This is a genomic window from Variovorax sp. V93, assembly GCF_041154485.1.
Classification (GTDB): domain Bacteria; phylum Pseudomonadota; class Gammaproteobacteria; order Burkholderiales; family Burkholderiaceae_C; genus Variovorax; species Variovorax beijingensis_A.
In genome coordinates, this window is sequence record NZ_AP028669.1 from 4,518,512 (window position 1) to 4,543,435 (window position 24,924).

Here is a 24,924-nt window from a genome sequence, read left to right on the forward strand (position 1 = left end):
AGTCCCTAGGGATCGGGGGGCTCAAGTGCCTTGAATTGATTATTTATCATAACCATAATCCAACTCACACACGAATGCAATCATGACCAATCCCGACCTCCAACTCGACATCCGCGACGACGTGGCCATCGTCCGCCTGACGCGCGGCGCCAAGCGCAACGCGCTTTCGGACGGCCTGATCCTCGCGCTGCGCAACACCTTCGAGACGCTGCCTTCCACGGTGCGCGCCGCGGTGCTCGACGGCGAGGGCCCGCATTTCTGCGCCGGCCTCGACCTGAGCGAGCTGAAGGAGCGCGACGCCGGCCAGGGCATGCAGCATTCGCGGCTGTGGCACGGCGCACTCGACCTGATCCAGCACGGCCCGGTGCCGGTGATCGCGGCGCTGCACGGCGCGGTGGTGGGCGGCGGCCTCGAACTGGCGAGCGCCTGCCACATCCGCGTGGCCGACCGCAGCACCTTCTACGCACTGCCCGAAGGCTCGCGCGGCATCTTCGTGGGCGGCGGCGGCTCGGTGCGCATTCCCAAGCTGATCGGCGTGGCCCGCATGACCGACATGATGATGACTGGCCGCGTCTACAACGCCGAGGACGGCGAGCGTGCCAATTTCGCGCAGTACCTGGTCGACGAGGGCGCGGCCTTCGACAAGGCCTTCGAACTCGCGAAGCGCGTGGCCACCAACGCCCCGCTGACCAACTACGCGCTGATGCATGCGCTGCCGCGCATCGCCGAGCAGTCGGCCGACCACGGCTTCTTCACCGAAGCGCTGATGTCCGGCATCGTGCAGAACGCGCCCGAAGCCAAGGCCCGCGTGCGCGACTTTCTCGAAGGCCGCGGCGCGAAAGTGAGCAAGGAATGACCACCATCCGATACCGTCCGCTGGCTTTCGGCGTCACGCGCGCCGTGCTGCGCCAAGGTGCGCCGGGCACGCAGTACCTGCGGGCCGAGACAGCGCTCGGACCCTACCGCGACCGCATGACCGACCGCCTCGCGCACTGGGCCGAACAGGCGCCCGAGCGCACCTTCATCGCCCGCCGCGAACGGCTGGCCGACGGCAGCACCGGCGACTGGCAGCGCGTGAGCTACGCCGAGGCGCTGCAGAAGGCGCGCAGCATCGGCCAGGCCCTGCTCGACCGCGGGCTGGATGCGGAGCGCCCGGTCGCGATCCTCAGCGAGAACGGTATCGAACACGCCCTGATGGCCCTCGGCTGCCTTTATGCGGGCGTGCCGTACTGCCCGGTGTCGCCGCCCTACTCGGTGGTGAGCCAGGACTTCGAGAAGCTGCGCCACGTGCTGGACACCCTCACGCCGGGCCTGGTGTTCGCCGCCGACGCCGCGCGCTTCGGCCGCGCCATTGCAGCCGCCGTGCCTGCCGACACCGAAGTCGTGATCGCCGAAGGCACGCCCGAAGGCCGCGCGGTCACAGCGTTCGATGCGCTGGCCGCCACGCCCGCCACGCCCGCCATCGACGCCGCGATGCGCGCCACCGGTCCCGACACCATCACCAAGTTCCTCTTCACCTCGGGCTCCACCAAGATGCCCAAGGCGGTGATCAACACGCACCGCATGTGGTGCGCCAACCAGCAGCAGCTGCGCCAGTCGATCCCCGCGCTGGGCGAGGAGCCGCCGGTGCTGGTCGACTGGCTGCCCTGGAACCACACCTTCGGCGGCAACCACAACGTGGGCATCGTGCTGGACAACGGCGGCACGCTCTACATCGACGACGGCAAGCCCACGCCAGGCGGCATGGCCGAGACGCTGCGCAACCTGCGCGAGATCGCGCCCACCATCTACTTCAACGTGCCGACCGGCTTCGAGGCCATTGCGCACGCCATGGAAACCGATGCGGTGCTGCGGCGCAACCTGCTGTCGCGCGTGAAGATGTTCTTCTACTCGGGCGCCGCGTTGTCGCAGCCCGTGTGGGACAGCCTGCACCGCACGCAGGAGTCCGAGGTCGGCGAACGCATCGTGATGGGCACGGGCCTGGGCATGACCGAATCGGGCCCGTTCGCGCTCTACGTCACGGGGCCCGAGGTGAAGTCGGGCGACGTGGGCCTGCCCGCGGCCGGCATCGAGCTCAAGCTGATCGAGGTCGACGGCAAGACCGAGGTGCGCTACCGCGGCCCCAACATCACGCCCGGCTACTGGCGCGCGCCCGAGGCCACGGCCGAAGCCTTCGACGAAGAGGGCTTCTTCTCGACCGGCGACGCGGTGAAATGGATCGACGAGTCGAACATCCACCGCGGGCTGCGCTTCGACGGCCGCATCGCCGAAGACTTCAAGCTGGCCACCGGCACCTTCGTGAGCGTGGGCCCGCTGCGCGCCAAGATCATCGCGGCCGGCGCGCCCTATGTGCAGGACGCGGTGCTGACCGGCATCAACCTGAAGGAAGTCGGCGCGCTGGTCTTCCCGACGCAGAAGGTGCGGGAGCTTGCCGGCCTGCCCGGCAGCGCCACCATGCAGCAGGTGCTCGAAAGCGCACCGGTGCAGGCGCACTTCCAGCAGGTGGCCAACGCGCTGGCGGCCATGGGCACCGGCAGCGCCAACCGCATCGCACGGCTGCACCTGATGGCCGAGCCGCCTTCCATCGACAAGGGCGAAGTGACCGACAAGGGCTCCATCAACCAGCGCGCCGTGCTCAAGCACCGCGCCGAAATCGTCGAGGCGCTGCATGCCGACACCCTGCCCTTCACCCTGAAGCCCCGCTGAACCACCACCCGAGGAGACACACACCATGAAGATCGAAGGACAAGCCGCACTCGTGACCGGCGGCGCATCGGGCCTGGGCGAAGCCACGGCGCGCGAACTCGCCCGACTGGGCGCCAGGGTCGCTGTGCTCGACCGCAACGCCGCGCTCGCCGAGAAGGTGGCGGCCGAGATCGGCGGCGTTGCCTGCGTCTGCGACATCACCGACACCGACAGCGTGAACGCCGCGCTCGACAAGGCCGAGGCCGCGCACGGCACCGCGCGCATCCTGATGAACGTGGCGGGCATCGGCAGCGCCAAGCGCATCGTCGGCAAGGACGGCAACCCGGCGCCGCTCGAAGACTTCGTGCGCGTGGTCAACATCAACCTGGTCGGCGGCTACAACATGGCGCGCCTCTTTGCGGCCCGCTGCGCCAAGCTCGAAGCACTCGACAACGGCGAGAAGGGCGTGATGCTCTTCACCGCCTCGGTCGCGGCCTTCGACGGCCAGGTGGGCCAGCAGGCCTACAGCGCCTCCAAGGGCGGCCTCGTGGGCATGACGCTGCCGATGGCACGCGACCTCGCGCAGCATGCGATCCGCGTCTGCACGGTGGCGCCGGGCCTCTTCGCCACGCCGCTTTTGATGGAACTGCCCGAGGCCGTGCAGCAATCGCTGGCCGCATCGATCCCGTTTCCGCCGCGCCTGGGCAAGCCTTCGGAATTTGCCGAGCTGGCCTGCCACATCGTGACCAATGGCCACCTCAACGGCGAAGTCATTCGCCTCGACGGCGCCCTGCGCATGGCGCCGCGCTGATTTTCAGCCCCAGCAAACAGAGCCCGGAAGACAAGGAGACAACACCATGACCAACAGACGCCAATTCGTGCAGGCACTCGGCGGCGCAGCCGCTCTCGGCGCCCTGCATCCGCTTGCCGCACTCGCCCAGGCCGTGCAGCAGGCCAAGATCTACTACGGCTTTCCGGCCGGCAGCGCGGGCGACAGCGTGGCGCGCCGGGTGGCCGAGAAGCTGGGCGACACGCCCTATTCGAAGATCAACGCGGTGGTCGAGAACAAGCCCGGCGCGGGCGGGCGCATTGCGCTCGACACGCTCAAGACCTCGCCGGCCGACGGTTCGGTGCTGTGCCTCGCACAAGCCTCGGCGCTCTCGACCTACCCGCACATCTATACCAAGCTGAGCTACGGCCTTGCCGATTTCGCGCCGGTTTCCATCGGCGCCGTGATGACGCACGGCCTGGCTGTCGGGCCGATGGTGCCGGCCAGCGTGAAGACGCTGAAGGACTACATCGCCTGGGCCAAGGCCAATCCCGGCCAGGCCAGCTACGGCTCGCCGGGCGCGGGCTCCACGCCGCACTTCCTGGGTGCGCTGCTGGGCCTGAACACCGGCACCGACCTGCGCCACGTTCCCTACCGCGGTTCGCTGCCGGCCATCAACGACGTGGTGGGCGGGCAGATCGCCTCGAGCATGACGCCCGTGGGCGACTACCTGCCCTTCGCCAAGGCCGGCAAGCTGCGCGTGCTCGCCACCTCGGGCGCCCAGCGCGCGGCCTACCTGCCCGACGTGCCCACCTTCACCGAACAGGGCTTCCCGGAAATCGTGGCCGACGAATGGTTCGGCTTCTTCGCGCCGGCGAAGACGCCCGCCCCCGTCATCGCCGCCGCGAGCACGGCGATCCAGGCCGCGCTCAAGGACAAGGCCGTGGCCGACGGCCTGCTGTCGGTCGGCCTGGTCGCGCACGGCTCCTCGCCCGAGGACATGAAGAAATCGCTCCAGTCCGAATACGAGCGCTGGGGCCCGCTGGTCAAGAAGATCGGCTTCACCGCCGAGTCCTGAGACACCGATGGATTACCGCCCCCGCCCCGAAGACAGCCGCTTCATTCTGAACGCGGTGCTCAATGCACCTTCGAGGCTGCGCGCGCTCGCGCCCTTCGCCGAGGTCGACGAAGCGCTGCAGGCACAAGTGCTCGAGGAAGCCGCGCGCTTCGTGGCCGAGGCGGTGGCGCCCATCAACCGCGGCGGCGACGAAATCGGCTGCCGCTTCGCCAACGGCGAGGTCGCCACGCCGCCCGGATTCCGCGCGGCCTACCAGGCCCTGGTCGACGGCGGCTGGCCCGGCCTGTCGGCCGCGGTCGAAGACGGCGGCCAGGGGCTGCCGGCCGTGCTCGAAGCCATCCTCTACGAATGGCTGAGCGCAGCGAACCACGGCCTCACGATGGCGCCGGGGCTGCTGCACGGCGCCTACGCCTGCCTCAAGCACCACGGCAGCGACGAACTGAAGGCACGCTACCTCTCGAAGATCGCCACCGGCGAATGGCTCGCCACCATGTGCCTGACCGAAGCCCACGCGGGCAGCGACCTGGGCCAGGTGCGCACGCGCGCCGTGCCGCAGGCCGACGGCAGCCTGCGCGTGAGTGGCGGCAAGATCTTCATCTCGGGCGGCGAACACGACCTCACGCCCAACATCGTGCACCTGGTGCTGTGCCGCATGCCCGATGCACCCGCCGGTCCCAAGGGCCTGTCGCTGGTGCTCGTGCCCAAGGTGCTGCCCGACGGCACGCGCAATGCGGTGCACTGCGAGCGCATCGAAGAGAAGATGGGCCTGCACGGCAGCCCCACCTGCACGATGCGCTTCGACGACGCCACCGGCCGGCTGGTCGGCGAGCCGGGCCGCGGCCTGGCCGCGATGTTCGTGATGATGAATGCGGCGCGCCTGCATGTGGCGCTGCAGGGTATCGGCCTGCTCGACGCCGCCTGGCAGAAGGCCGAGGCCTATGCGGCCGAGCGCCGCCAGATGCGTGCGCCCGGCGCCGTGCCCGCCAGCCGCGGCGCCGAAGCCGCGGACCTGATCGCCGAGCACCCCGCGATCCGCCGCATTCTCGACACCCAGCGCGCCTGGATCGACGGCGCGCGCACGCTCGCCTACCGCAGCGCACTGATGCTCGACGTGGCCGCGCACGACGCCGACCCCAAGGCGCGCGAACGCGCGCAGCACTGGTGTTCGCTGGTCACGCCCGTGCTCAAGGCCGCCTGCACGCAGCAGGCCTTCCATGGCGCGAGCGAATGCCTGCAGGTGTTCGGCGGCCACGGCTACGTGCGCGAATGGGGCATCGAGCAGATCGTGCGCGATGCGCGCGTGACCATGATCTACGAGGGCACCAACGAGATCCAGGCCATCGACCTGCTGGTGCGCAAGGTGCTGCCTGACGGCGGCGCCGCGATGTCGGCCGTGCTGCTCGAACTGCGCGACGCGCTCGACGCCTCGCGCGAGGCCGATGCCGACGTGCAGCGCCGGCTCGCGCAGCTGCGCTACCTGGGCACCACCATCGCGATGGCCGCGCATGCCAACCCCGTGCTGCCCTACGAAGTGGCCGACGACTACCTGCGCGCGGTGATGCTCGCGATGCTGGCCTGGGCCTGGGCGCGCATCGATGCGGCCGAGGCAACGCCGGCCGAGCGCGCCGCCAGGGCCGGCCCGGCGGCCGCGCTGCGGCGCTGGGTGCTGCCCGAATTCGACATGCGGCTGGCCATCGTCAAGCGCGCCTGCGAAGGTGTCGCGATGACGCACGACGCCGCAAAAACTCCCGCCGCCGCGCGCTGACGGAAGCCCGGCCGGGCCGGCCACGAGTTACGCTCGGGCCATGCCCCGTCCATCCAAGAACAGTCCCGCCAAAGCAGAGCCGGCCGCAGCGCCAAGCGGCAAATCTGAGCGGCTCGATGCCCGCATGCTGGAAGCCCTGGTCGGCTACAACGCGCGCCGCGCCTGGCTCATCGTGAGCAGCGTGTTCGCCGAGCGCATGGCGCCGTACGGCCTCAAGCAGATCGACTTCTCGGTGCTGTCGCTGCTCGCGCACAACCCGGGCGCCACCTCGCGCCAGCTGTGCAACACGCTCGACATCCTGCCGCCCAACCTGGTGAGCCTGGTCGCCACGCTCGACAGCCGCGGACTCATCGAGCGCCGCCCGCATCCGCACGACGGCCGCGCGGTGGGCCTGCACCTCACCGAGGCCGGCGAAAAGCTGATCCGCGAGGCCGAGCAGACCGTGACGCAGCTCGAGGCCGACGCCAGCGCACGGCTCACGGCACGCGAGCGCGAAACGCTGATCCGGCTGCTGCAGAAGATCTATCTGTAGCCGAGGCCGCCCAGGCTAGAGCCCCCGCTCCACCATGTCGATCAGCCGCTGCCCCAGCGCATGGCTGGCTTGCGCATCCATGCCCTTGAGCGGTCCTTCGATGATCAGCAGCGCCAGGCCGTGCACGGCCGACCAGGCCAGGTATTCGGCGTCCGGGCGGTGCGAAGGGTCGAGCGCACCCGCTTCCACGAGCCGGTCGATCGCGGCACCCAACAGCTGGAACGGGTCCTTGCCGCTGGCGCCGGCCCTCGCCGGCCCCACCTCGCCTTCGGCGTCTTCCGACGACACCACGAAGGCGGTGCGGAACAGGCCCGGCTCGGCCTGGGCAAAGCGCAGATAGGCGGTACCGATGGCCCGCACCTGCGCCCGCGCGAAGTCGACGGGCGGCTGGTCGCAGGGCAGCACCGCCAGTTCCTTCTCCATGGCCCCGGCTGCCGCCGACAGCGCGGCCGCGCGCACCGCCAGCAGCAGCTCGCGCCGGCTCGCGAAATGGCGGTAGGCCGCATTGGGCACCACGCCCGCGCGCCGCGTCACTTCGCGCAGCGCCACCGCCTCGGGGCCGCCGTCGCGCGCCAGTTCGATGCCTGCGTCGAGCAGCGCGCGGCGCAGGTCGCCGTGGCGGTAGGTGCTGCGGGCCGCGGGCGGACTGGGGGCTGGCGGGACGATGCGGGGGCTCATCAAAGAAATCTCCATGTGGACAGTGTCCATTATGTCTGCTATTCTTTGTGGACGGTGTACACAAACTTAGTTATTCCGTATGCGCGCAGGTCCCTGCGCATCCTTTCATCCTCAGTCCAAAGGAAATGCCATGAAAGTCCAGTCCTATCTGTCCTTCGAAGGCCGCTGCGACGAAGCGCTCGGGTTCTACAAGAAGGCGCTCGGCGCCGAGGTCGTGCAGCTCATGCGCTACAGCGAGGCGCCCGAAATGCCGCCCTCGTCCGATGCCGACGCCAGCTGCGGCGGGGGCGCGCCGGCGGCCGACAAGGTGATGCACGCGGTGGTGCGCATCGGAGAAACCGAACTGATGGCCTCCGACGGCCGGTGCTCGGGCCAGCCGGAGTTCAAGGGCATCATGCTGGCCCTCACCGCCTCCACCGACGCCCAGGCGCGCCAGTGGTTCGATGCGCTGGCCGATGGCGGCCAGGTGATGCAGCCGCTCACGCCGACCTTCTTCAGCTCCAGCTTCGGCATGCTCGCGGACCGCTTCGGCGTGGGCTGGCTGCTGGTGGTGGCGCCCGCCGCCTGAAGGCAGGGCTCGGCAAGAAAACAACCAAGGAAAACCTCATGTCTCCCATCCACGCTTATCTCTCGTTCGACGGCAATGCGGCCGAGGCCATGCGCTTCTATGAAAAGACGCTTGGTGGCACCATGCAGATGATGATGACCATGGGCGAAGCCCCGGGCGCCGAACAGTTTCCGGCCGGCGCCGAAAAACGCATCATGCATGCAGCCCTGGCCTACGGCGACGGCATGCTGATGGCCTCCGACACCATGCCCGGCCAGCCCTATGAAGGCATGAAGGGCTTCGGCGTGGCACTGACGATCGAGACCGTCGCGGAAGCCAGGCGCGTGTTCGACGCCTTTGCCGAGGGCGGCAAGGTCACGATGCCTTTCGAGAAGACCTTCTGGGTCGAGGGATTCGGCATGGTGACCGACCGCTTCGGCACGCCCTGGCTCATCAACGGCGGCAAGCCGCTGGTCTGACCCCGCCCCTCCCATCCGCAACCCGCAGGAACCGCTCTTCATGACCGACACACTCGACAACAACCGAAAGCGCTGGCTCGCACTGATGGTGCTGTGCCTGGGCGTGCTGATGATCGTGCTCGACACCACGATCGTGAATGTGGCACTGCCCTCGATCCGCACCGACCTCGGCTTCACCGAGACCTCGCTGGTCTGGGTGGTGAACGCCTACATGCTGACCTTCGGCGGCTTCCTGCTGCTGGGCGGACGGCTGGGCGACCTGTATGGCCACCGCAGGCTCTTCCTGATCGGCCTCGTGCTGTTCACGCTGGCCTCGCTGGCCTGCGGCCTCGCCAATTCGCAGGTGCTGCTGGTCGCGGCGCGCGCGGTGCAGGGACTGGGCGGCGCGGTGGTTTCGGCCGTTTCGCTCTCGCTCATCATGAATCTGTTCACCGAGCCGGCCGACCGTGCCAAGGCGATGGGCGTCTACGGCTTCGTCTGCGCGGGCGGCGGCAGCATCGGCGTGCTGCTGGGGGGGCTGCTCACGAGTTCGCTGAGCTGGCACTGGATCTTCCTGGTGAACCTGCCGATCGGCGTGGCCGTGTATGCACTGTGCATGGCGCTCTTGCCCAACGCGCGCGGCCACGCGCATGGCGAGAAGCTCGACGTGGCCGGCGCCGTCACTGTCACGCTGTCGCTCATGCTCGCGGTCTACGGTGTGGTCAACGGCAACGAAGCCGGCTGGGGCTCCGCGCAAACGCTGGGCCTGCTCGGCGCTGCCGTGGTGCTGCTCGCGATCTTCATCGCCATCGAGGCGCGCGTGCAGCATCCGCTGATGCCGCTGGGCCTCTTCCGCCTGCGCAGTGTGTCGGTCGCCAACGTGGTGGGCGTGCTGTGGGCGGCGGCGATGTTCGCGTGGTTCTTCATCTCCGCGCTCTACATGCAGTTGGTACTGAACTACACGCCGATGCAGATCGGCCTCGCCTTCCTGCCAGCCAACATCATCATGGCGGTGTTCTCGCTCGGCCTCTCGGCCAGGCTGGTGATGCGCTTCGGCATCCGCAAGCCGCTCGCGGCCGGACTCTGGCTCGCGGCCATCGGCCTTGCACTCTTCGCGCGCGCGCCCGTCAACGGCAGTTTCGTCATCGACGTGCTGCCCGGGATGATGCTGCTCGGCCTGGGTGCCGGCATGGCGTTCAACCCGGTGCTGCTCGCGGCCATGAGCGAGGTCGACCCGGCCGATTCGGGCCTCGCCTCGGGCGTGGTCAACACCGCCTTCATGATGGGCGGCGCACTCGGGCTCGCCGTGCTGGCCAGTGCCGCCGCGGCGCGCACCAGTTCGATGGAAGCGGCCGGGGCGCAGATGCCCCTTGCGCTCACCGGCGGCTACAACCTCGCGTTTCTTGTCGGCGCCGTGTTCGCGGCGCTGGCAGGTTTGCTTGGGGCGCTGCTGCTTCGCACCGCATCTCCGGGGTCCACTCGGAACGACAAGAACAACAAGGGAGCCGCGGCATCCGCAAGCACGGCAAACCGTGCAGCGGCGTCTTGAGGGCCCGCCCATCCGGCGACCCGCTTTTCTTTTCTATTTTCCGTTTCTTTCAAGGAGACTTTCAATGGCTCGCTATGTCGACGGCTTTCTCGTCCCCGTTCCCTCGAACAATGTCGAGGCCTACCGCAAGCTGGCCCGCAAGGCCGGCAAGATCTGGATGGAATACGGCGCGCTCGAATATGTGGAATGCATTGCAGACGACGTGAAGCCGGGAAAATTCACCTCGTTTCCGCAGAGCGTGAAGCAGAAGGCCGACGAAACCGTGGCCTTCTCGTGGATCGTCTACAAGTCGCGCAAGCACCGCGACGCGGTCAACGCCAAGGTCATGGCCGACCCGCGCATTGCCGCGATGGACCCCAAGACCCTGCCTTTCGACGGAAAGCGGATGATCTTCGGCGGCTTCAAGTCGATCGTCGAGTTCTGAGCGAAAGCTCCGGCCTCAGGCGAAGAATCCGTCGTAGACGAGCTTGAGGCCTGTGAGCAGCATGCCCAGGTACACGAAGCGATAGAACCAGGTCGCATCGATGCGCCGGGCAATGCGGATGCCCACCCACACGCCGAGCGGCGCCAGCGGCATCAGCGCCGCCGATGTGGCCAGCGTGCGCAGGTCGATCAGGCCGAGCCATGCGTAGGGAATCCACTTGCTCAGGTTCACCACGAAGAAGAAATACGCCATGGTGGCGGTGAACACCACCGGCTTGAGCCGCAGCGGAATCACGTAGGCATTGATCGGCGGCCCGCCGGCATGCGCGATGAAGCTGGTGAACCCCGAGACCGCGGTGAGCGCCGCGCCCACCGCGCGCGAGGGCAGCGGATCGTCCGGCCTGGGCGGAAACGCGAGCCGCTGCGCAAGGAACAACAGCGTGAACACGCCGACGATGCCGGCCACGGTGTGGGCCGAGAGCGTGCGGAACAGCAGCGTGCCGATCACCGTGCCGAGCAGTCCGAAAGGAATCAGGAACTTGAGCAGCGCGCGGTCGAAGTCGTTGCGGAAGGCGGCCAGGCCGAGCAGGTCCATCAAGAGCAGCAGCGGCATCAGGATGGCCGCGGCCTGCGGCACGGTGACCGCCAGGGCCATCAGCGGCACCGCCAGTGAACCGAAGCCGGCGCCGAAGCCGCTCTTGCTGATGCCCAGCAGCAGCACGGCGGGAACGGCCACCGCATAGAAATGCGGATCAGTGATGAGGGGAAAGACCATGGGAAAGGAAGCGGCGCAGAAAAAAGCCCGCCGTGTCGGCGCTGGCGGGCCACCCGAGCGTAGCAGGATGGCGCGGGCCCTGCAGGCGCTTCGGCACGGCACTTTGCGGCCGTGGACCGTCTTCGGAAACTGTGCGTAAACGCACATACCGCCAGGCAGCGGCTGCGCACACTGGAACCGCAACCGCCGCACTCCGCGGCCGCCCTCTCATTTTTCAAGGATCCGCCATGTACACCCAGACCGTAGCCGCCAACGCCGCGCGTGCGCCGATCGCACCTTCGCAGGCTTCCTCCGCCTTCTCCCCCGCCACGCCGGACGACGCCGGCAAGCTGCTGCTGCGCCTGGCGATCGGCGTGCTCGTGCTGCTGCACGGCATCTTCAAGATCTCGGCCGGCGTGGGCTTCGTGAGCGCGATGCTGGCGAAGGCCGGCCTGCCGGGCGGGCTGGCCTACCTGGTGTACGTGGGCGAGATCGTGGCGCCGCTCCTCATGATCGCCGGCTTCTGGACCCGCGCCGCGGCCGGCGTGGTCGTCATCAACATGCTCGCGGCCTTCGGCCTGGTGCACATGGCCGACCTGTTCGCTCTGACCAAGCAGGGCGGCTGGGCGCTCGAGCTGCAGGGCCTGTACCTGTTCGGCGCGCTCACCGTGGTGCTGCTGGGCGCGGGCCGATTCAGCCTTGGCGGGCTGCGCGGCCGCTGGAACTGATCCGGCTCAGCCGGCGTCGCCCCGCACCTGCGAGACCATCGCCTCGAGCCGGGCGACGTCGGCCACCCGCAGGGCCTTGCCGTCCTTCTGCAGCACGCCGCTGCGTGCCAGCACGTTGAGTTCGCGGGTCACCTGCTCGCGGTTGGTGCTGATCTGGCCCGCCAGGGCTGCGTGCCTGGGCGCCGGCTCCAGCCGCGCCTGGTTGTGCGCCACGCCCGCAGCCCGCGCGAGGCGCAGCAGCTCGGCATGCAGCCGGTTCTGGACCCCCAGCGTGCTCAGGTCGATCACGCGCTCCGACAGCTGCCGCACCAGCGAGGCCAGCCGCTGCATCACCCGCTCGGCCACCAGCGGCTCCTCGCGCAGCAGGGCCAGGAAGGCGGCGCGGTCGAGGCTCGCAAGCACGCTCGGCAGCAGCGTGACCACGTCGGCCGAACGCGGCCCGCCGTCGATGGCGGCAATGTCGCCGAAGTGCTCGCCGGCTTCCGAATCCCTGAAGGTCACCTGCCGCCCGTTGGCCGCGTAGGTGGTCACGCGGACCCGGCCCGAGACCAGCAGGAACACCTCGCCCTGCTGCTCGGCACGCAGCAGCAAGGGCTTGCCGGCCTCGACGCTGTGCCACAGGCATTGCTGCGCGAGCAGGTCGAGCCGCTGGTCTGAAAGGCCTTCGAACAGCGCGATGCGGCGCAGCGCGAGGCTGGAACGGGGAGTGATTGGAGTGGAGGCCATGCCGGTGGAGAGGGGCGCGCGCATTATGCTCGGGTGCCCTTTCGAAGCCATTCATGGACAGACGCTCCCCACCCATCGCCCGGCTGCCGAAACCGCCGACCCGGCGCAACCTCCGATGGACGAGCGGACTGGTGCTGATGGCCTATGTCACGGCGCACCTGCTGAACCATTCGCTGGGCATTGCCTCCTTCGCTGCGGCCGAGGCGGTGCTGCGCAACGTGCAGCTCTTCTGGCACAGCCTGCCGGGCACGCTGCTGCTGTATGGCGCGGCCGCCGTGCACCTGGCGCTGGCCGTGGCCGCGCTGTGGGAGCGCCGCACGCTGCGCATGCCGCCGCTCGAGGGCCTGCGCGTGCTGCTGGGTTTTGCGCTGCCGCTGCTGCTGGCCACCCACCTGACCGCCATGCGCGGCGCCTTCCTGGCCTATGGCATCGAGGGCTCCTATGTCCGCGTGGTCTCGGGCCTGTGGAGCCTGCCGGGCGCCGGCGCGCAGTTCACGATGCTGCTCGCGGCCTGGACCCATGGCTGCCTCGGCATCCACTTCGCGCTGCGGGCGCGGCCGGCCTACCGCCGCCTTTCCTATCTGCTGCTGGCCATTGCCGTGGTGCTGCCGCTCGCGGCGATGATGGGTTTCGTCTCGATGGGGCGGGAATTCCAGTGGACCGGCGTGCCGCCCGCGGTGCTGCCGACCCCGGCCCAGGGCCGGGCGCTCGGCATGGCGGAGGGCCGCATCAAGCTCTTCTACGCGCTCGGCCTGGCCGCCCTGCTGGCAGCCTATGCGGCGCGCAACTGGTTCGCGCGCCGCGCGCGCGGCGCGTCGATTGCGCTGCGCTACCCCGGCCGCACGGTGCACGTGCCGCACGGTTGGAGCGTGCTGGAAGCGAGTCGGTCGCACGGCATCGCCCATCTCTCGGTGTGCGGCGGCCGGGCGCGCTGCTCGACCTGCCGCGTGCGCGTGCTCGGCCCCGCACAGCACTGGGACCCGCCCGACCGCGACGAGCAGCGAACGCTCGACCGCGTGCGTGCACCGGAAGGCGTGCGGCTGGCCTGCCAACTGCGCCCGCGAGGCGACATCGAGGTCATCCCGCTGTTCGCGCCCGCAAGCCGCGGAAGACAGCCGGCGCCGGCCAGCAGCTTCGGCCGCGAGCGCGACGTGGCCATCCTGTTCGTGGACCTGCGACGCTGGTCGGGGTTGGCGGAAGGGCAATGGCCCTTCGACCTAGCCTATGTGCTCGACCGCTACTTTGCCACCGTGGGCGCCGCGGTGCGCGAATGCGGCGGCGTGCCGAACCAGTTCATCGGCGACAGCGTGATGGCGATCTTCGGCCTCGGCACCGACCTGCCCACCGCCTGCCGGCAGGCGCTGCGCGCGACCGAACTGATCGGCCAGCGCATGGATGCGTGGAGCGAAGGCTTCGAAGCCCAGTTCGGCCAGCGCCTGGACTTCGGCATGGGCCTGCACGCCGGACGCGCGGCCGTGGGCGAAGTGGGCTACCTCGACACCACCACCTTCACCGCGATCGGCGAAGTGGTCAACACCGCGAGCCGGCTGCAGGACCACGCCAAGACGGCCGCGTCGCGCCTGGTGGTCTCGGTGTATGCCGCGCAGCAGGCCGGCTTCGCGCATGCCGGAGGACAGGTCGAGATGCTGGCCGTGCGCGGCCGCTCCGAGCCCATTGCGGTGATCTGCTCCGATTAGCAGCAGCCGGCCGACGCGCTGCGCTTCAGGCCGGCGCCACTGCCACCGTGGCCGCATCGGGCGCTTGCGCGATGGCGTAGCGCACCGGCAGGAAGCGCTCGATCACCGCGCAGTTGGTGCGCGTGTGCTCGGTCACTTCGCTGCAGGTGAAGCTGCCGCCGCGGCCGCTTCGCCATGCCGCCAGGCCCAGCAGCAGCGCCAGCTGATCCGCAAGATGCGGCCCCACGGCCGCCTGGCTTTTCTGGAACCCGCGCAGCTCCTTCACCAGCCCGTGCGCCACCTGCTCGGCGCTCAGCGACTTTTCGCCGAAAGCCGTGAAGACCTCGGTGACGTGTTCGTACGCCAGCGTGGCAAGCAGCGCGTTGCCGGGCCCTTCGTTCTGGCGCGCGGTGCCGGTGCGCAGCTGCTCGCCGGACCATCCCATGGCCTTGCCCAGCGTCTCCAGCTCGCGCGCGGCGACGTGGCGCGCAAGCCCCGGCGCCAGGCACTCCGCATGGGCCGACAGGAGCGCGCCGCGGCTCATCAGATCGAAAGACCGCAGTCCATCAACGTCCGGCACGATGGCCGCTTCGACCTCGCCGCCGCCGGCAGGGTAGAAACCGCAGCGGCGCAGCACCAGCTGCAGGTCCGCGCCCAGGCGGCGCACCAGCGGTGCGAAGGCGCGCTCCAGAAAGTGGAAAGGCGGCGCCATCGGGTTGTGCGTGCCGCCGCTCAGATGCAGACGGCTCGGCGCACCGGCCAGCAGCAGCGGCGGCAGCACCGTCTGCAGAACCAGCATGCAGCTGCCCGCGCTGGCAATCGCGAAGCGGTAGTCGCCCGCGCGCACCGGCCCGGGCACGAAGCGCAGCGACTGCGAGCCGAGCTCGGCCCCTTCGACCTGCGCGCCGCTGATCTGCGCCGCGGCATTCACGCAGGCCAGGTGCTGGCGCATCAGGCCCGGCTTGGCGCGGCCTGCGCGGATCTTCTCGATGGCCACGGGCTGGCCCGTGGCGACCGACAGGGCCAGGCTGGTGCGCAGGATCTGCCCGCCGCCCTCGCCCTGCGAACCGTCGAGTTCGATCATGCGCGGCCTCCTTCGATGCGCAGCACCGTCTCGTACAGGAATGCATCGAGTCCCGCGTTCTCGGCCTGCGGCAGCGGCGTGATCGGCTCGGCCGCATGGGCTGCCAGTTCGGCCTCGATGAATGCATGGATGCCGGGCCAGCGCGGGCTGGTCGCAGCCTCGCCGGCGCGCATCTTCACTGCGAGCAGCGCGTTGATTTCATCGATCAGCGCGGCGTCGTGCACGGCGTCGAGCGTGCGCTGCGCCAGCTCGGCGAAGCGCATCGGCGGCACGCCGGCCTGCGTGCGGATCCAGCGCGCGGCCAAGAGCGGACGCAGCACGTAAAGATATTTCTTGTAGCGCACTTCGTCGGCCTGCAGGTGCTCGCGGAAGTTCTTCTTCGCCATCGAGGTGTAGTGATGCCAGCCGCGCGCGTTGGAGAACACCGCCTCCGAGAGCGCGCGGAAACGCGGCATCGCGGCCGCATCGTCGCGGTACACCACGGGCGAGCGCAGCCATTCGAGCAGCGTGGGGTTCGACTCGCGCATCAGGCCCAGCGCCTTGCGCAGGTCCCAGCCGTTCACGTCGAGCTCGCCGCTGATCGGCAGCTCGATCACGTCGCGCCGCGGCGTCACCGTGAGGTACCAGGGCAGTCGGTTCACGTAAATGAAGCGCACGTCGTAGTCGCTGTCGGGCGAGGCAAAGCCCCAGCCGCGGCTGCCGGATTCGCAGGCGAACAGCACCGTGACGTCATGGCGCGTTTCGATATCGCGCAGGGCGTGCATGATCTGCGCGCGCATGGCGGGGTCGATGGGATGGGCGGAGTGGAGAAATTCCCTTTGCTCTTTGAGTTCCATGGTTCGAAATCTCGTTCTTGTTTGTCGATATCGCTTGTTCTTGTCGCTACTTTTCCGCGTTGTAGGGGCTGCCCCGTCAAGCCAAAAACGCTCACGGAGTCAACGACGGGAAGTGCCGCGCCCACGCGCGCACTTCGGCGCATACGTGTGTGCGCACCACAGCCATCTGTGACGACGACGGTGACTGCCCGATCCAATAGAGCAGCGCAAGAAGTTTCAGCAGACGTTGTGGATCGTCTTCCTGGCAAGCGAACTCAGCCTTGGCACAGGCCATCATCCGCTCAGTCGGTATTCCGCTCAAAAACGTTCGCCAACTCCAAGGAGTCGCATGGCCTTGCAGACAGGCCTCGAGCGCCCAGCCGTCGTCACCCGGATGCCGCAGGCACCCACCCAGTGCCTCCACCGCCGCACGCCCCCTCACCTGCTCCCAAGTTCCCCACTGCGGCTGGTGCAGGTCGAGCAAGGTGCGCAACCGCGCGATATCGGCTTTCTCACCCCAGCAGCCCAACGCGGCGATGGCTAGCACGCGCAAGCCCCACCACTTGCTCTCCAGAGCCAGGTCAACTTCCGCCCGCGCTTGCGGTGTAGGCGTAGACCGGGCCAGAACGCGCAGCCGCTCGGACATTTCGCCCACTCGGTTCGCTCCTTCCCCCCGCGCGATGCCGCGTGCGCCGCGCGACGTGCACGCCGGCATGCCAGACAGTGCACCGCGCAGCTCTCGATGCTGCCGTGCACAACCTCATGCCACCACTTCTGTTGCTTGGCAGTCCAGACCTCCTCCGAACCACACTCGCGACAGATGAAAGCGCGATCGACGTAGTAGGTCGGCAGCGGCCCGACCGTGTTGTTATGACGCTCCAACACGCCAACGTCGGCGGGCTCGAAGCCGGGCGATCGCAAGGACGCGCGTAGCTGATTTGACTTGCGCATTTGCGCCTCGATGTGCGCAGCGCGCTCCAGACGGCGGGCGCGAATCTCGGCGCGACGTTGTTTGTTGCTTTTCATTGCTCGTGACTCCACTGTCTCTTGTTCTGCTCTATGACGCTCAACATCCGTTGGGCGCGTCCACGTATCCATCCGTCTGTGCGATCCGAAAGCTCTTGAACACGGGCCGAAAATCCGTCGTCGGCCCATCGTGCCGCAAGCTGGCAATCATGGCGAAAGCGCCCCACCGAAGGTCTGCGAACCAAGGTCTCCAGCAGGATTCTGCGTACATCGGCACGCTCCGAGTGAGACAGTTCGCACTGCTTTAACAGGTGGCACAGACGATCGCGCAGATAGCCGGAGCGAAAGAATCGAGGACTCAATTCGATGTAGAGCATGGCGCTCTCGCGCCAAAAGCCTTCCCCTCGCAAGATGCCATTTCGGGCCTCATCGCTCCACAGCTCAAAAACGGGACTCTCGTAGAGGCGAAACCGCTCGGCGGCGGCTTTCCACGCGGCCTTTCCCGAGGCGGAAGAACCGCGCCGCTTGAAAGCCTCGTTCGAGGCTTGCTGCAGGCGCGCCAGTTCCGCTTCCGTTTGCCGGATGCATCTCTCATCGATTCTTGTCGTAGCCATCTTGCACAGGCCCCGATGGGCCCCTCATCCCTTCACACACACCACCTGCTTGAGCGTGTGGACCACCTCCACCAGGTCGCTCTGCGCCTCCATCACCGCGTCGATGTCCTTGTAGGCCATCGGAATCTCGTCGATCACGTCGGCGTCCTTGCGGCATTCCACGCCTTCGGTCGCGGCGATCTGGTCGGCGATGGTGAAGAGCTTCTTCGCCTTGGTGCGGCTCATCTTGCGGCCCGCGCCGTGGCTGCAGCTCATGAACGACTCGGGGTTGCCCTTGCCGCGCACGATGTAGCTCTTGGCCCCCATGCTGCCCGGGATGATCCCGAGCTCGCCAGCCTTGGCGCTCACCGCGCCCTTGCGCGTGACGAGCACGTCTTCGCCGAAGTGCGTCTCGCGGTTCACGTAGTTGTGGTGGCAGTTCACCGCTTCCACGTGCGCCTCGAAGGGCTTGCTGATGACCTTGCGCGCGGCCGCGACCACGCGCTGCATCATCACTTCGCGGTTGGCACGTGCGAACTTCTGGGCCCAGCCCACCGCGCGCACGTAGTCGCCGAAGTACCTGGCGCCTTCCTCGAAGTACGCCAGGTCCTGGTCAGGCAGGTTGCGCTGGTGCAGTTCGGCATCCTTCTTCGCGAGTTCGATGAAGTGCGTGCCGATCGCGTTGCCCACGCCGCGCGAACCCGAGTGCAGCATGAACCACACGGCACCCGCTTCGTCGAGGCACACCTCGATGAAGTGGTTGCCGGTACCCAGCGTTCCCAGGTGCTTGTGGTTGTTGGTGTTCCTGATGCGCGGGTAGTCCTCGCAGATCAGGTCGAACTCATCCACCAGCTTGGCCCAGGCGGCGTCGGTTTCGTCGGGTGGCGTTTCCCACGCGCCCTTGTCGCGGCCCATGCGCCTGGGATTGCTTCCGTGCGGCACGGCCCTCTCGATCGCCGAACGCAGCGGGCCCAGGTTGTCGGGCAGGTCGCGCGCATCGAGCGTGGTCTTGCAGGCCATCATTCCGCAGCCGATGTCCACGCCCACCGCGGCCGGGATGATGGCCTTGAAGGTCGGGATCACCGAACCCACGGTGGCGCCGATGCCGTAGTGCACGTCGGGCATGGCCGCGATGTGCTTGAACACGATGGGCAGGCGCGCGGCGTTCTCGAGCTGCTTCTGCGCCTCGTCTTCCACAGGCACGCCGTTCGTCCACATCTTCACGGGGACGCCGTTGGCCACTTCATGCAGTTTGTAGTTCTGTTCCATTTCTTTTCTCTCTTCCATCGTTCGTTCTTCAATGCGCCTCAGGAACCGTTCGGCCGCAGCGTCACCAATCCGTTGAGCACCTGGTCCAGGCCACCGACCACCGAGATCTTGTCGATCCGTTCGGCCACGCGTTCCAGCGTCTCGAGCTCCTTCATCCGCAACGCGACAGGGTTGCCCTCCATCACCTTGGCGGTGTTCAGCAGCGAGCGCGTGGCCGCGGTTTCCTCGCGGCGGCGGATCACGTTGGCCTGGGCCGACTTCTCGGCCTCCACCACCTGGGCCAGGATGGTCTTCATCTCGCCCGGCAGGATGATGTCCTTCACGCCCACGCTCTCCAGCACCACGCCCGAATCCTTCAGCCGCTCGCGCATCTGCGCCAGCACCGTCTGGTCGATGGCCGCCTTGTTCTCCAGCAGCGCGTCCAGCGTCTGCTCGCCCACCGCGGCACGCAGGCCGAACTGGAGTTCGCGATAGACATGTTCGGCCGGCTTGGGCATTTGCGCCAGCGCCTGGCGCACGTCGGTGAAGCGCCATACCGCAGACAGGTTCAGCCGCAGCCCCACCTTGTCGCGGGTCAGGATCTCCTGGCCGCTCACCTCGGCGATCTGCGAACGCAGGTCCACGCAAGTCACGGCCACCTGCCGGTTGAAGCGCCAGAAACCGTGGTTTCCCGGCGGCAGCATCGCCTGCATCTGCCCTTCGAGCGTCAGCACGCCGGCATGGAATTCGGGCACCTGCACCAGCAGCACGCCGTCGAGCCCCTGCACCGCGCGTGGACGCAGGGCCACGCTCTGCAGCTTTGCCAGCAGCCCCGCCGGCAGGCGCGCATCGGCCGCCACGTCGACGACGTCCACGCGCTGCTCGCGCAGGCCGCGCCAGTACAGCTTGCGCGTGGCGGGCGGCAGGATCTGCACCAGCACGCCGTCTTCATGGCGCAGGCCGACCTGCGTTTCGCCGAGCGACACCTGCACGAACTCGCGCTCGACCAGTTCGGGCTCGCGCGCCAGGAAGTAGTCGGCCAGTTCGTGCTCGAACGCCGGCTCGGCCAGCGAGAAGCGCTCCAGCTTCAGGCTATCGAAGCGCGAGAACACCCGGTGCTTTCCCGGGCCGAGCAGTTGCTCGAAGTCGCCATTGCGCAGCAGCAGCGCGCGTTCGTTCTTCTTGACGGTGTATTGATTGAAACCCAGCATTTTTTTCTCCCACTCGTTGTTCGGTTCAGTTGTTCGTGTCGTGTCGTTCGTTCATTCGATCCAGGCCCTCGAAAGGGCAGGCGGCGGGCACTGCGGTGGGGCCAGGCTTTCGTGCAGCGGTCGTCGGGTCCGGTCGGTGCCCGGCGCCGCATGGGCAACGCCGTCACTTCCCTCGCCGTCCGATGGCGGCACGCAGCTCCTTGCCGCACGCACGGTGCGCAAGCCGCCTGCGCTTGGCACGGTGTCGCGCGCCCGCAAGGCCTCTTCGCCTTGCGCCGCACGCTCCGGTGTGCCGGGGCGGGGGGCTTTCGCCCCATCAGATGGCAGTGCAAGCACTGCCAGGGTTTTTCGCGGGAATCGAACCCGCAACGCCATGTGGTTAGCACGGTGCTCAACCATGAGCAGAACTGAATCAAGTTCAGTCGCCAGCCAGTTCAACAGCGGCATACCGCGGACCCAAGACAGGATCTGGCCTGCGGCACCGGGCCGCTTTCATGCGGCACCTGCGAGCGGATGAACTGCATCCGGACGGTTCATCCATTGCAGCCGCCGTGCCAGGTGATGAGGATCCGCACCGGAATCCTCCCGCGAGCAGTGCAAGTCATTGATATTCAACAGGAATTTTTCTTCCGGCGCGCGTACCGCTTCGCCTTCGGCCCTGATAGGATCCTAATAAATATAGAAATTCAGCTAGTCTTTTATCCATGAAACCAGTCGTCGTCATCGGCTTCCTCGGCACCCAGCTCGACGCCGGCCAGGGCGCGGGCCGCTGGAACAAGTGGCGCCCCACGGTCTCGCTCGCGCAGCACGACGACATGGTGGTCTCGCGGATGGAGCTGCTCTACACGCTCAAGCACAAGGCGCTGGCCGAGGTGGTGAAGGCCGACATCGAGGCCGTGTCGCCCGAGACCACGGTCAACCTCGTGCCTTTCGACCTCGCGGACCCCTGGGATTTCGGCGAGGTCTACACGCGCCTGTACGACTGGGCGCGCGCCTACACCTTCGACACCGAGCGCGAGCAGTACTGGACGCACATCACCACCGGCACGCACGTGGCGCAGATCTGCATGTTCCTGCTGTCGGAATCGCGCGTGGTGCCGGGCGTGCTCGCGCAGACCTCGCCGCCCCGGAAGCAGCGCGAAGGCGAGGCCGGCAAGTGCACCTTGATCGACCTCGACCTGTCGCGCTACGACGTGATCGCGCGGCGCTTCGATGCGGAGCAGCGCGACGCGGTCGCCTTCCTGAAGAGCGGCATCGCCACGCGCAACGCGCGCTTCAACGCACTGATCGACGAGATCGAGCGCGTGGCCGTGCGATCGCGCGCGCCGATCCTGCTGGTGGGGCCGACGGGCGCGGGCAAGTCCTTTCTCGCGCGGCGCATGTTCGAGCTGAAGCAGGCGCGCCACCAGATGAGCGGGCCCTTCGTCGAAGTGAACTGCGCCACGCTGCGCGGCGACGGCGCGGCCTCCACCTTGTTCGGCCACAGGAAGGGTTCCTTCACCGGTGCGGCAAGCGACCGGGCCGGGCTGCTGCGCACGGCGAACCAGGGCGCGCTGTTCCTCGACGAGATCGGCGAGCTCGGGCTCGACGAGCAGGCCATGCTGCTCAAGGCCATCGAGGAGAAACGCTTCTTCCCGGTCGGCGCCGACAAGGAAGTGGAGAGCGACTTCCAGCTGATCGCCGGCACCAACCGCGACCTGCGCAGCGACGTGGCCGAGGGGCGGTTCCGCGAAGACCTGTTCGCGCGCATCAATCTCTGGACCTACAACCTGCCCGGCCTCGCACAGCGGCCCGAGGACATCGAGCCCAACATCGACCACCTGCTGGCCCTCCATGCGGCCGAGAACCACCGCGTGGTGCGCTTCAACGCCGAGGCGCGCGCGGCCTACCTGCGCTTTGCGCAGAGCGGCGAGGCGCTGTGGTGCGGCAACTTCCGCGACCTCTCGGCCAGCGTGACGCGGCTGGCCACGCTGGCGGATGGCGGACGCATTCCGGTGGCGCTGGTCGAGGCGGAGATCGAGCGGCTGCGCTGGCTCTGGAACCGCGAGGGCCCGGCAAGGCCAAGCGCAGGCGCTGCCGACGTCGGCCTCGGCAGCCTGCTCGGCGATGACCGCGCGGCCGCGCTCGACCTGTTCGACCGGCTGCAGCTCGAAGCGGTGGTGCGCGTGTGCCGCGACTCGCGCAGCCTGTCGGATGCGGGGCGGCAGCTCTTCCAGGCCTCGCGCGCGCAGCGCAGCGTGGTGAACGATGCCGACCGGCTGCGCAAGTACCTGGCCAAGCACGGGCTCGAATGGAGCCGCATTACCGCGGGCTGAGCGCGGGCTGAGCTATCCTGCGCCGGAACTGCCGCATTCCACGGAGAAACCCATGCCGCTGACACTGCTCCTGCGCTGCCACGATCTGGCCCAGACCCGGCGCTTCTACGCCGATGTTCTCGGCTTCGCGGCTGAGGATTCGGCAGAAGGCACGTTGACGGTCGAGAAGCAGGGCGGCAAGCTCATCTTCACGCAGCAGGATCTCTGGAAGAGCCCGCCCAGCTGCTCCGGCACCTTCTATTTCGCCGTGGCGGATGCGGCGGCCTGTTACGCCGCCGTCAAGGACAAGGCCTCCATTGCGTGGCCGCTGCAGCACATGCCTTACGGCTCCACGGAGTTCGGCGTGGTGGACTGCAACGGCTACCACCTTGCATTCCGGCAGCAGGCCTGAGCGGCCGATCCGGAAGACGCCCACGCGGGCCGGGCGCCACGGAAAGCACTCCCCCATGAACTGGAAGCTGGCCTTGTTCGCAGCCCTGTCCGCCTTTCTCACCGGCTGCGTCCAGTCGATGTTCTATTACCCCGACCGCGTGCGCTACGAAACGCCCGACGCGCTCGGGCTGCGCTACGAGGCGGTGCAGTTCGCCAGCGCCGACGGCACGCGCCTGACCGGCTGGTTTCTTCCTGCCGCGGGCCGCAGCAATCCGAAGGAGGCCAAGGGCACGGTGGTCCACTTTCATGGCAACGCCCAGAACATGAGCACGCACTGGCGCTTCGTGGCCTGGCTGCCGAAGCAGGACTTCAACGTGTTCGTGTTCGACTACCGCGGCTACGGCGAATCGGCCGGCAAGCCGGAGCCCAAGGGCGTGTTCGAGGATTCCAGCGCCGCGCTCGGCCACGTGCGATCGCGCGGCGACGTCGACCCCGAGCGCCTCCTCGTCTTCGGCCAGAGCCTGGGCGGCGCCAACGCGATTGCGGTGCTGGGCTCGGGCAACCGGGCCGGCGTGAAGGCAGCGGCCATCGAATCGACCTTCTATTCGTATTCCTCGATTGCGAACGAGAAGCTCCCCGGTGCCGGGCTGCTGGTGGGCGACGACTACGCCGCATCGAAATACGTCGCCGCCGTCGCGCCCATCCCCCTGCTGCTGATCCACGGCACGGCCGACCGGATCATTCCGGATTCCCATTCGCGGCGCCTGCTGGAGGCCGCGCGCGAGCCCCGGCGCCTGCTCGAGGTGCCCGGCGCCGGCCACCTCGAGCCGATGACCGAGCGCTTCGGCGCCACCTGCCAGCAGGCGCTGGTGCAATTCTTCGACGCCTCGCTGCGTCCACGCCAGCCATGAAGCATTTCGACGAAACCGCCACCCGCGAGCCGCTGGCCTTCGAGCGGCTCGTGCCCGCGCTGCGCGCAGCCTTCGCGGCCGAAGCTCACGTGCCGCCGCGCCATGTGCACAGCATCGAAACCGCCGGCGCCGACAAGGGCACCGTGCTCATCATGCCGGCGTGGAGCGACGCGGGCTTCCTGGGCATCAAGACCATCAATGTCTTTCCGGGCAACAGCGCACGCGGCCTGCCCGGCCTTCATGCGACCTATGTGCTGTACGACGCGCGCACCGGCGTGCCGCTGGCCATGATGGACGGCAACGAACTCACCGCGCGCCGCACGGCCGCGGCATCGGCGCTGGGCGCCTCGTTCCTGGCACGGGCCGATGCGCACCGCATGCTGGTGCTGGGCACCGGCCGCATCGCGCGGCTGCTGCCCGCCGCGCATGCGGGCGTGCGGCCCATCGACGAGGTGCTCGTGTGGAACCACCGGGCCGAAGGCGCCCAGGCCCTGGCCGCGCAATGGCGGGCCGAAGGGGTCAACGCCCGGGCCGCCACGGACCTCGAAGCGGCCGTGCGCCAGGCCGACATCGTGAGCTGCGCCACGCTGGCCACCGCGCCGCTGGTGCGCGGCGAATGGCTGGCGCCGGGCTCGCACCTGGACCTGATCGGCAGCTTCACGCCCGCCATGCGCGAGGCCGACGTGCGCTGCTTCGACGGGGCGCGCACCTTCGTCGACACCACCGAGGCATTGCAGAAGGCCGGCGAACTGCTCGACGCCATTGCGGCCGGCACGCTGCGCGCCGATGCGGTGCAAGGCACGCTGGCCGCACTCTGCCGGGGCGAACGCGCGGGCCGCACGGGCAGCGAAGAGCGCACCGTCTTCAAGGCCGTGGGCAGCGCGCTCGAAGACCTGGCGGCCGCCACGCTGGTCTGGCAGCACGCCGAATCGACGCCGGCCTAAGGCTTAAGGCCTAGAAAACCGCGGCCGCGGCGCAGCGGGAGCGTCACTTACCGACAGTCACATACGTCATGCAGCGGATGGCACGCCTCTTGCGCCA

Annotated in this window: 26 protein-coding genes; 16 read left to right on the plus strand and 10 right to left on the minus strand. The window is 68.3% G+C overall.

The features are described from left to right. Positions 1-82 precede the first annotated feature (82 nt). The 6 genes from ACAM54_RS21465 to ACAM54_RS21490 are packed head-to-tail and all read left to right on the plus strand — an operon-like array spanning position 83 to position 6,829. The gene (locus tag ACAM54_RS21465) at positions 83-856 is read left to right on the plus strand and encodes a crotonase/enoyl-CoA hydratase family protein (RefSeq protein WP_145740257.1); all 774 of its coding nucleotides are present in this window, start codon (positions 83-85) and stop codon (positions 854-856) included. Beyond that, complete coding sequence (locus ACAM54_RS21470) at positions 853-2,706, plus strand: feruloyl-CoA synthase (RefSeq protein ID WP_145740254.1); 1,854 nt, start codon at positions 853-855, stop codon at positions 2,704-2,706. Before ACAM54_RS21465 ends, ACAM54_RS21470 begins: the two co-directional genes overlap by 4 nt. A gap of 25 nt (positions 2,707-2,731) precedes the next feature. Further along, positions 2,732-3,496 carry an SDR family NAD(P)-dependent oxidoreductase gene (locus ACAM54_RS21475; protein ID WP_369648875.1) on the plus strand — a complete coding sequence of 255 codons (765 nt, stop codon included), beginning with the start codon at positions 2,732-2,734 and terminating at the stop codon, positions 3,494-3,496. Between the two features lie 46 nt (positions 3,497-3,542). Further along, on the plus strand, positions 3,543-4,532 hold the full coding sequence (locus ACAM54_RS21480; protein ID WP_192322442.1) for a Bug family tripartite tricarboxylate transporter substrate binding protein: 990 nt from the start codon (positions 3,543-3,545) through the stop codon (positions 4,530-4,532). Positions 4,533-4,539: 7 nt separating this feature from the next. Further along, the gene (locus ACAM54_RS21485) at positions 4,540-6,297 is read left to right on the plus strand and encodes an acyl-CoA dehydrogenase family protein (protein ID WP_369648876.1); all 1,758 of its coding nucleotides are present in this window, start codon (positions 4,540-4,542) and stop codon (positions 6,295-6,297) included. A gap of 40 nt (positions 6,298-6,337) precedes the next feature. Beyond that, a complete protein-coding gene (locus tag ACAM54_RS21490; RefSeq protein WP_145740247.1) occupies positions 6,338-6,829 on the plus strand; it encodes a MarR family winged helix-turn-helix transcriptional regulator in 492 nt (163 codons plus the stop codon). A 15-nt stretch (positions 6,830-6,844) separates the two neighbouring features. Here the strand turns inward: ACAM54_RS21490 and ACAM54_RS21495 are convergent, their stop codons facing one another. Further along, complete coding sequence (locus tag ACAM54_RS21495) at positions 6,845-7,507, minus strand: TetR/AcrR family transcriptional regulator (RefSeq protein ID WP_369648877.1); 663 nt, start codon at positions 7,505-7,507, stop codon at positions 6,845-6,847. A 130-nt stretch (positions 7,508-7,637) separates the two neighbouring features. On the opposite strand from ACAM54_RS21495, the gene ACAM54_RS21500 reads away from it, so the two are divergent. The 4 genes from ACAM54_RS21500 (at position 7,638) to ACAM54_RS21515 (ending at position 10,485) form a co-directional block, all read left to right on the plus strand. Continuing rightward, positions 7,638-8,075: a VOC family protein gene (locus ACAM54_RS21500; RefSeq protein ID WP_309928132.1), complete on the plus strand. Its 438-nt coding sequence runs from the start codon at positions 7,638-7,640 to the stop codon at positions 8,073-8,075. Between the two features lie 38 nt (positions 8,076-8,113). Beyond that, the gene (locus ACAM54_RS21505) at positions 8,114-8,533 is read left to right on the plus strand and encodes a VOC family protein (RefSeq protein ID WP_309928130.1); all 420 of its coding nucleotides are present in this window, start codon (positions 8,114-8,116) and stop codon (positions 8,531-8,533) included. A 40-nt stretch (positions 8,534-8,573) separates the two neighbouring features. Then, positions 8,574-10,061 (plus strand): DHA2 family efflux MFS transporter permease subunit, encoded by a 1,488-nt coding sequence (locus tag ACAM54_RS21510; RefSeq protein WP_307698700.1) that lies wholly within the window; start codon positions 8,574-8,576, stop codon positions 10,059-10,061. A gap of 64 nt (positions 10,062-10,125) precedes the next feature. Further along, the gene (locus tag ACAM54_RS21515) at positions 10,126-10,485 is read left to right on the plus strand and encodes a DUF1428 domain-containing protein (protein WP_145740238.1); all 360 of its coding nucleotides are present in this window, start codon (positions 10,126-10,128) and stop codon (positions 10,483-10,485) included. Positions 10,486-10,500: 15 nt separating this feature from the next. Here ACAM54_RS21515 and ACAM54_RS21520 read toward each other — a convergent pair whose 3' ends face one another. Next, positions 10,501-11,259 carry a sulfite exporter TauE/SafE family protein gene (locus ACAM54_RS21520; protein ID WP_145740236.1) on the minus strand — a complete coding sequence of 253 codons (759 nt, stop codon included), beginning with the start codon at positions 11,257-11,259 and terminating at the stop codon, positions 10,501-10,503. Between the two features lie 227 nt (positions 11,260-11,486). Between ACAM54_RS21520 and ACAM54_RS21525 the strand changes: the two genes are divergently transcribed. Beyond that, complete coding sequence (locus ACAM54_RS21525; protein WP_369648878.1) at positions 11,487-11,966, plus strand: DoxX family protein; 480 nt, start codon at positions 11,487-11,489, stop codon at positions 11,964-11,966. 6 nt (positions 11,967-11,972) lie between these two features. On the opposite strand, the gene ACAM54_RS21530 is transcribed toward ACAM54_RS21525, so the two are convergent. Beyond that, positions 11,973-12,692: a Crp/Fnr family transcriptional regulator gene (locus ACAM54_RS21530; protein ID WP_225612644.1), complete on the minus strand. Its 720-nt coding sequence runs from the start codon at positions 12,690-12,692 to the stop codon at positions 11,973-11,975. Between the two features lie 53 nt (positions 12,693-12,745). Here ACAM54_RS21530 and ACAM54_RS21535 point away from each other — a divergent pair, with 53 nt between their 5' ends. Continuing rightward, positions 12,746-14,389, plus strand: a complete 1,644-nt coding sequence (locus tag ACAM54_RS21535) for an adenylate/guanylate cyclase domain-containing protein (protein WP_192322437.1) — start codon at positions 12,746-12,748, stop codon at positions 14,387-14,389. A 25-nt stretch (positions 14,390-14,414) separates the two neighbouring features. Here ACAM54_RS21535 and rtcA read toward each other — a convergent pair whose 3' ends face one another. The 7 genes from rtcA to ACAM54_RS21570 all read right to left on the minus strand — a co-directional run bounded on the left by rtcA (position 14,415) and on the right by ACAM54_RS21570 (position 20,285). Further along, positions 14,415-15,452 (minus strand): RNA 3'-terminal phosphate cyclase, encoded by a 1,038-nt coding sequence (gene rtcA, locus ACAM54_RS21540; RefSeq protein WP_369648879.1) that lies wholly within the window; start codon positions 15,450-15,452, stop codon positions 14,415-14,417. Then, on the minus strand, positions 15,449-16,288 hold the full coding sequence (locus ACAM54_RS21545) for a nucleotidyltransferase domain-containing protein (protein ID WP_369648880.1): 840 nt from the start codon (positions 16,286-16,288) through the stop codon (positions 15,449-15,451). The genes rtcA and ACAM54_RS21545 overlap by 4 nt, the downstream gene beginning before the upstream one ends. A 91-nt stretch (positions 16,289-16,379) precedes the next feature. Next, on the minus strand, positions 16,380-16,913 hold the full coding sequence (locus tag ACAM54_RS21550; RefSeq protein ID WP_369651019.1) for a hypothetical protein: 534 nt from the start codon (positions 16,911-16,913) through the stop codon (positions 16,380-16,382). Further along, positions 16,808-17,365, minus strand: a complete 558-nt coding sequence (locus ACAM54_RS21555; protein ID WP_369648881.1) for a zinc-ribbon domain containing protein — start codon at positions 17,363-17,365, stop codon at positions 16,808-16,810. The genes ACAM54_RS21550 and ACAM54_RS21555 overlap by 106 nt, the downstream gene beginning before the upstream one ends. Next, positions 17,290-17,847: a hypothetical protein gene (locus ACAM54_RS21560; RefSeq protein WP_209500787.1), complete on the minus strand. Its 558-nt coding sequence runs from the start codon at positions 17,845-17,847 to the stop codon at positions 17,290-17,292. The genes ACAM54_RS21555 and ACAM54_RS21560 overlap by 76 nt, the downstream gene beginning before the upstream one ends. Positions 17,848-17,871: 24 nt before the next feature. Further along, positions 17,872-19,095, minus strand: a complete 1,224-nt coding sequence (locus ACAM54_RS21565) for an RtcB family protein (RefSeq protein WP_192322433.1) — start codon at positions 19,093-19,095, stop codon at positions 17,872-17,874. 38 nt (positions 19,096-19,133) lie between these two features. After that, on the minus strand, positions 19,134-20,285 hold the full coding sequence (locus tag ACAM54_RS21570) for a slipin family protein (protein WP_192322432.1): 1,152 nt from the start codon (positions 20,283-20,285) through the stop codon (positions 19,134-19,136). Positions 20,286-20,989: 704 nt separating this feature from the next. On the opposite strand from ACAM54_RS21570, the gene rtcR reads away from it, so the two are divergent. From rtcR to ACAM54_RS21590, 4 genes are read left to right on the plus strand one after another with little or no spacing between them, the layout of a single operon-like run. After that, positions 20,990-22,600: an RNA repair transcriptional activator RtcR gene (gene rtcR, locus ACAM54_RS21575; protein ID WP_369648882.1), complete on the plus strand. Its 1,611-nt coding sequence runs from the start codon at positions 20,990-20,992 to the stop codon at positions 22,598-22,600. A 52-nt stretch (positions 22,601-22,652) separates the two neighbouring features. Then, positions 22,653-22,991 (plus strand): VOC family protein, encoded by a 339-nt coding sequence (locus ACAM54_RS21580; protein ID WP_145740218.1) that lies wholly within the window; start codon positions 22,653-22,655, stop codon positions 22,989-22,991. Between the two features lie 55 nt (positions 22,992-23,046). Continuing rightward, a complete protein-coding gene (locus ACAM54_RS21585) occupies positions 23,047-23,883 on the plus strand; it encodes an alpha/beta hydrolase (protein WP_369648883.1) in 837 nt (278 codons plus the stop codon). Then, a complete protein-coding gene (locus ACAM54_RS21590) occupies positions 23,880-24,827 on the plus strand; it encodes an ornithine cyclodeaminase family protein (RefSeq protein WP_369648884.1) in 948 nt (315 codons plus the stop codon). The genes ACAM54_RS21585 and ACAM54_RS21590 overlap by 4 nt, the downstream gene beginning before the upstream one ends. Positions 24,828-24,924: the final 97 nt, after the last annotated feature.

What these genes read in the sequence shown, in the direction of transcription:
- ACAM54_RS21465 (WP_145740257.1), top strand. Translation starts at nt 83, where the DNA reads ATGACCAATCCCGACCTCCAACTCGACATCCGCGACGACGTGGCCATC.
- ACAM54_RS21470 (WP_145740254.1), top strand. Translation starts at nt 853, where the DNA reads ATGACCACCATCCGATACCGTCCGCTGGCTTTCGGCGTCACGCGCGCC.
- ACAM54_RS21475 (WP_369648875.1), top strand. Translation starts at nt 2,732, where the DNA reads ATGAAGATCGAAGGACAAGCCGCACTCGTGACCGGCGGCGCATCGGGC.
- ACAM54_RS21480 (WP_192322442.1), top strand. Translation starts at nt 3,543, where the DNA reads ATGACCAACAGACGCCAATTCGTGCAGGCACTCGGCGGCGCAGCCGCT.
- ACAM54_RS21485 (WP_369648876.1), top strand. Translation starts at nt 4,540, where the DNA reads ATGGATTACCGCCCCCGCCCCGAAGACAGCCGCTTCATTCTGAACGCG.
- ACAM54_RS21490 (WP_145740247.1), top strand. Translation starts at nt 6,338, where the DNA reads ATGCCCCGTCCATCCAAGAACAGTCCCGCCAAAGCAGAGCCGGCCGCA.
- ACAM54_RS21495 (WP_369648877.1), bottom strand. Translation starts at nt 7,507, where the DNA reads ATGAGCCCCCGCATCGTCCCGCCAGCCCCCAGTCCGCCCGCGGCCCGC.
- ACAM54_RS21500 (WP_309928132.1), top strand. Translation starts at nt 7,638, where the DNA reads ATGAAAGTCCAGTCCTATCTGTCCTTCGAAGGCCGCTGCGACGAAGCG.
- ACAM54_RS21505 (WP_309928130.1), top strand. Translation starts at nt 8,114, where the DNA reads ATGTCTCCCATCCACGCTTATCTCTCGTTCGACGGCAATGCGGCCGAG.
- ACAM54_RS21510 (WP_307698700.1), top strand. Translation starts at nt 8,574, where the DNA reads ATGACCGACACACTCGACAACAACCGAAAGCGCTGGCTCGCACTGATG.
- ACAM54_RS21515 (WP_145740238.1), top strand. Translation starts at nt 10,126, where the DNA reads ATGGCTCGCTATGTCGACGGCTTTCTCGTCCCCGTTCCCTCGAACAAT.
- ACAM54_RS21520 (WP_145740236.1), bottom strand. Translation starts at nt 11,259, where the DNA reads ATGGTCTTTCCCCTCATCACTGATCCGCATTTCTATGCGGTGGCCGTT.
- ACAM54_RS21525 (WP_369648878.1), top strand. Translation starts at nt 11,487, where the DNA reads ATGTACACCCAGACCGTAGCCGCCAACGCCGCGCGTGCGCCGATCGCA.
- ACAM54_RS21530 (WP_225612644.1), bottom strand. Translation starts at nt 12,692, where the DNA reads ATGGCCTCCACTCCAATCACTCCCCGTTCCAGCCTCGCGCTGCGCCGC.
- ACAM54_RS21535 (WP_192322437.1), top strand. Translation starts at nt 12,746, where the DNA reads ATGGACAGACGCTCCCCACCCATCGCCCGGCTGCCGAAACCGCCGACC.
- rtcA (WP_369648879.1), bottom strand. Translation starts at nt 15,452, where the DNA reads ATGATCGAACTCGACGGTTCGCAGGGCGAGGGCGGCGGGCAGATCCTG.
- ACAM54_RS21545 (WP_369648880.1), bottom strand. Translation starts at nt 16,288, where the DNA reads ATGGAACTCAAAGAGCAAAGGGAATTTCTCCACTCCGCCCATCCCATC.
- ACAM54_RS21550 (WP_369651019.1), bottom strand. Translation starts at nt 16,913, where the DNA reads ATGTCCGAGCGGCTGCGCGTTCTGGCCCGGTCTACGCCTACACCGCAA.
- ACAM54_RS21555 (WP_369648881.1), bottom strand. Translation starts at nt 17,365, where the DNA reads ATGGATACGTGGACGCGCCCAACGGATGTTGAGCGTCATAGAGCAGAA.
- ACAM54_RS21560 (WP_209500787.1), bottom strand. Translation starts at nt 17,847, where the DNA reads ATGGCTACGACAAGAATCGATGAGAGATGCATCCGGCAAACGGAAGCG.
- ACAM54_RS21565 (WP_192322433.1), bottom strand. Translation starts at nt 19,095, where the DNA reads ATGGAACAGAACTACAAACTGCATGAAGTGGCCAACGGCGTCCCCGTG.
- ACAM54_RS21570 (WP_192322432.1), bottom strand. Translation starts at nt 20,285, where the DNA reads ATGCTGGGTTTCAATCAATACACCGTCAAGAAGAACGAACGCGCGCTG.
- rtcR (WP_369648882.1), top strand. Translation starts at nt 20,990, where the DNA reads ATGAAACCAGTCGTCGTCATCGGCTTCCTCGGCACCCAGCTCGACGCC.
- ACAM54_RS21580 (WP_145740218.1), top strand. Translation starts at nt 22,653, where the DNA reads ATGCCGCTGACACTGCTCCTGCGCTGCCACGATCTGGCCCAGACCCGG.
- ACAM54_RS21585 (WP_369648883.1), top strand. Translation starts at nt 23,047, where the DNA reads ATGAACTGGAAGCTGGCCTTGTTCGCAGCCCTGTCCGCCTTTCTCACC.
- ACAM54_RS21590 (WP_369648884.1), top strand. Translation starts at nt 23,880, where the DNA reads ATGAAGCATTTCGACGAAACCGCCACCCGCGAGCCGCTGGCCTTCGAG.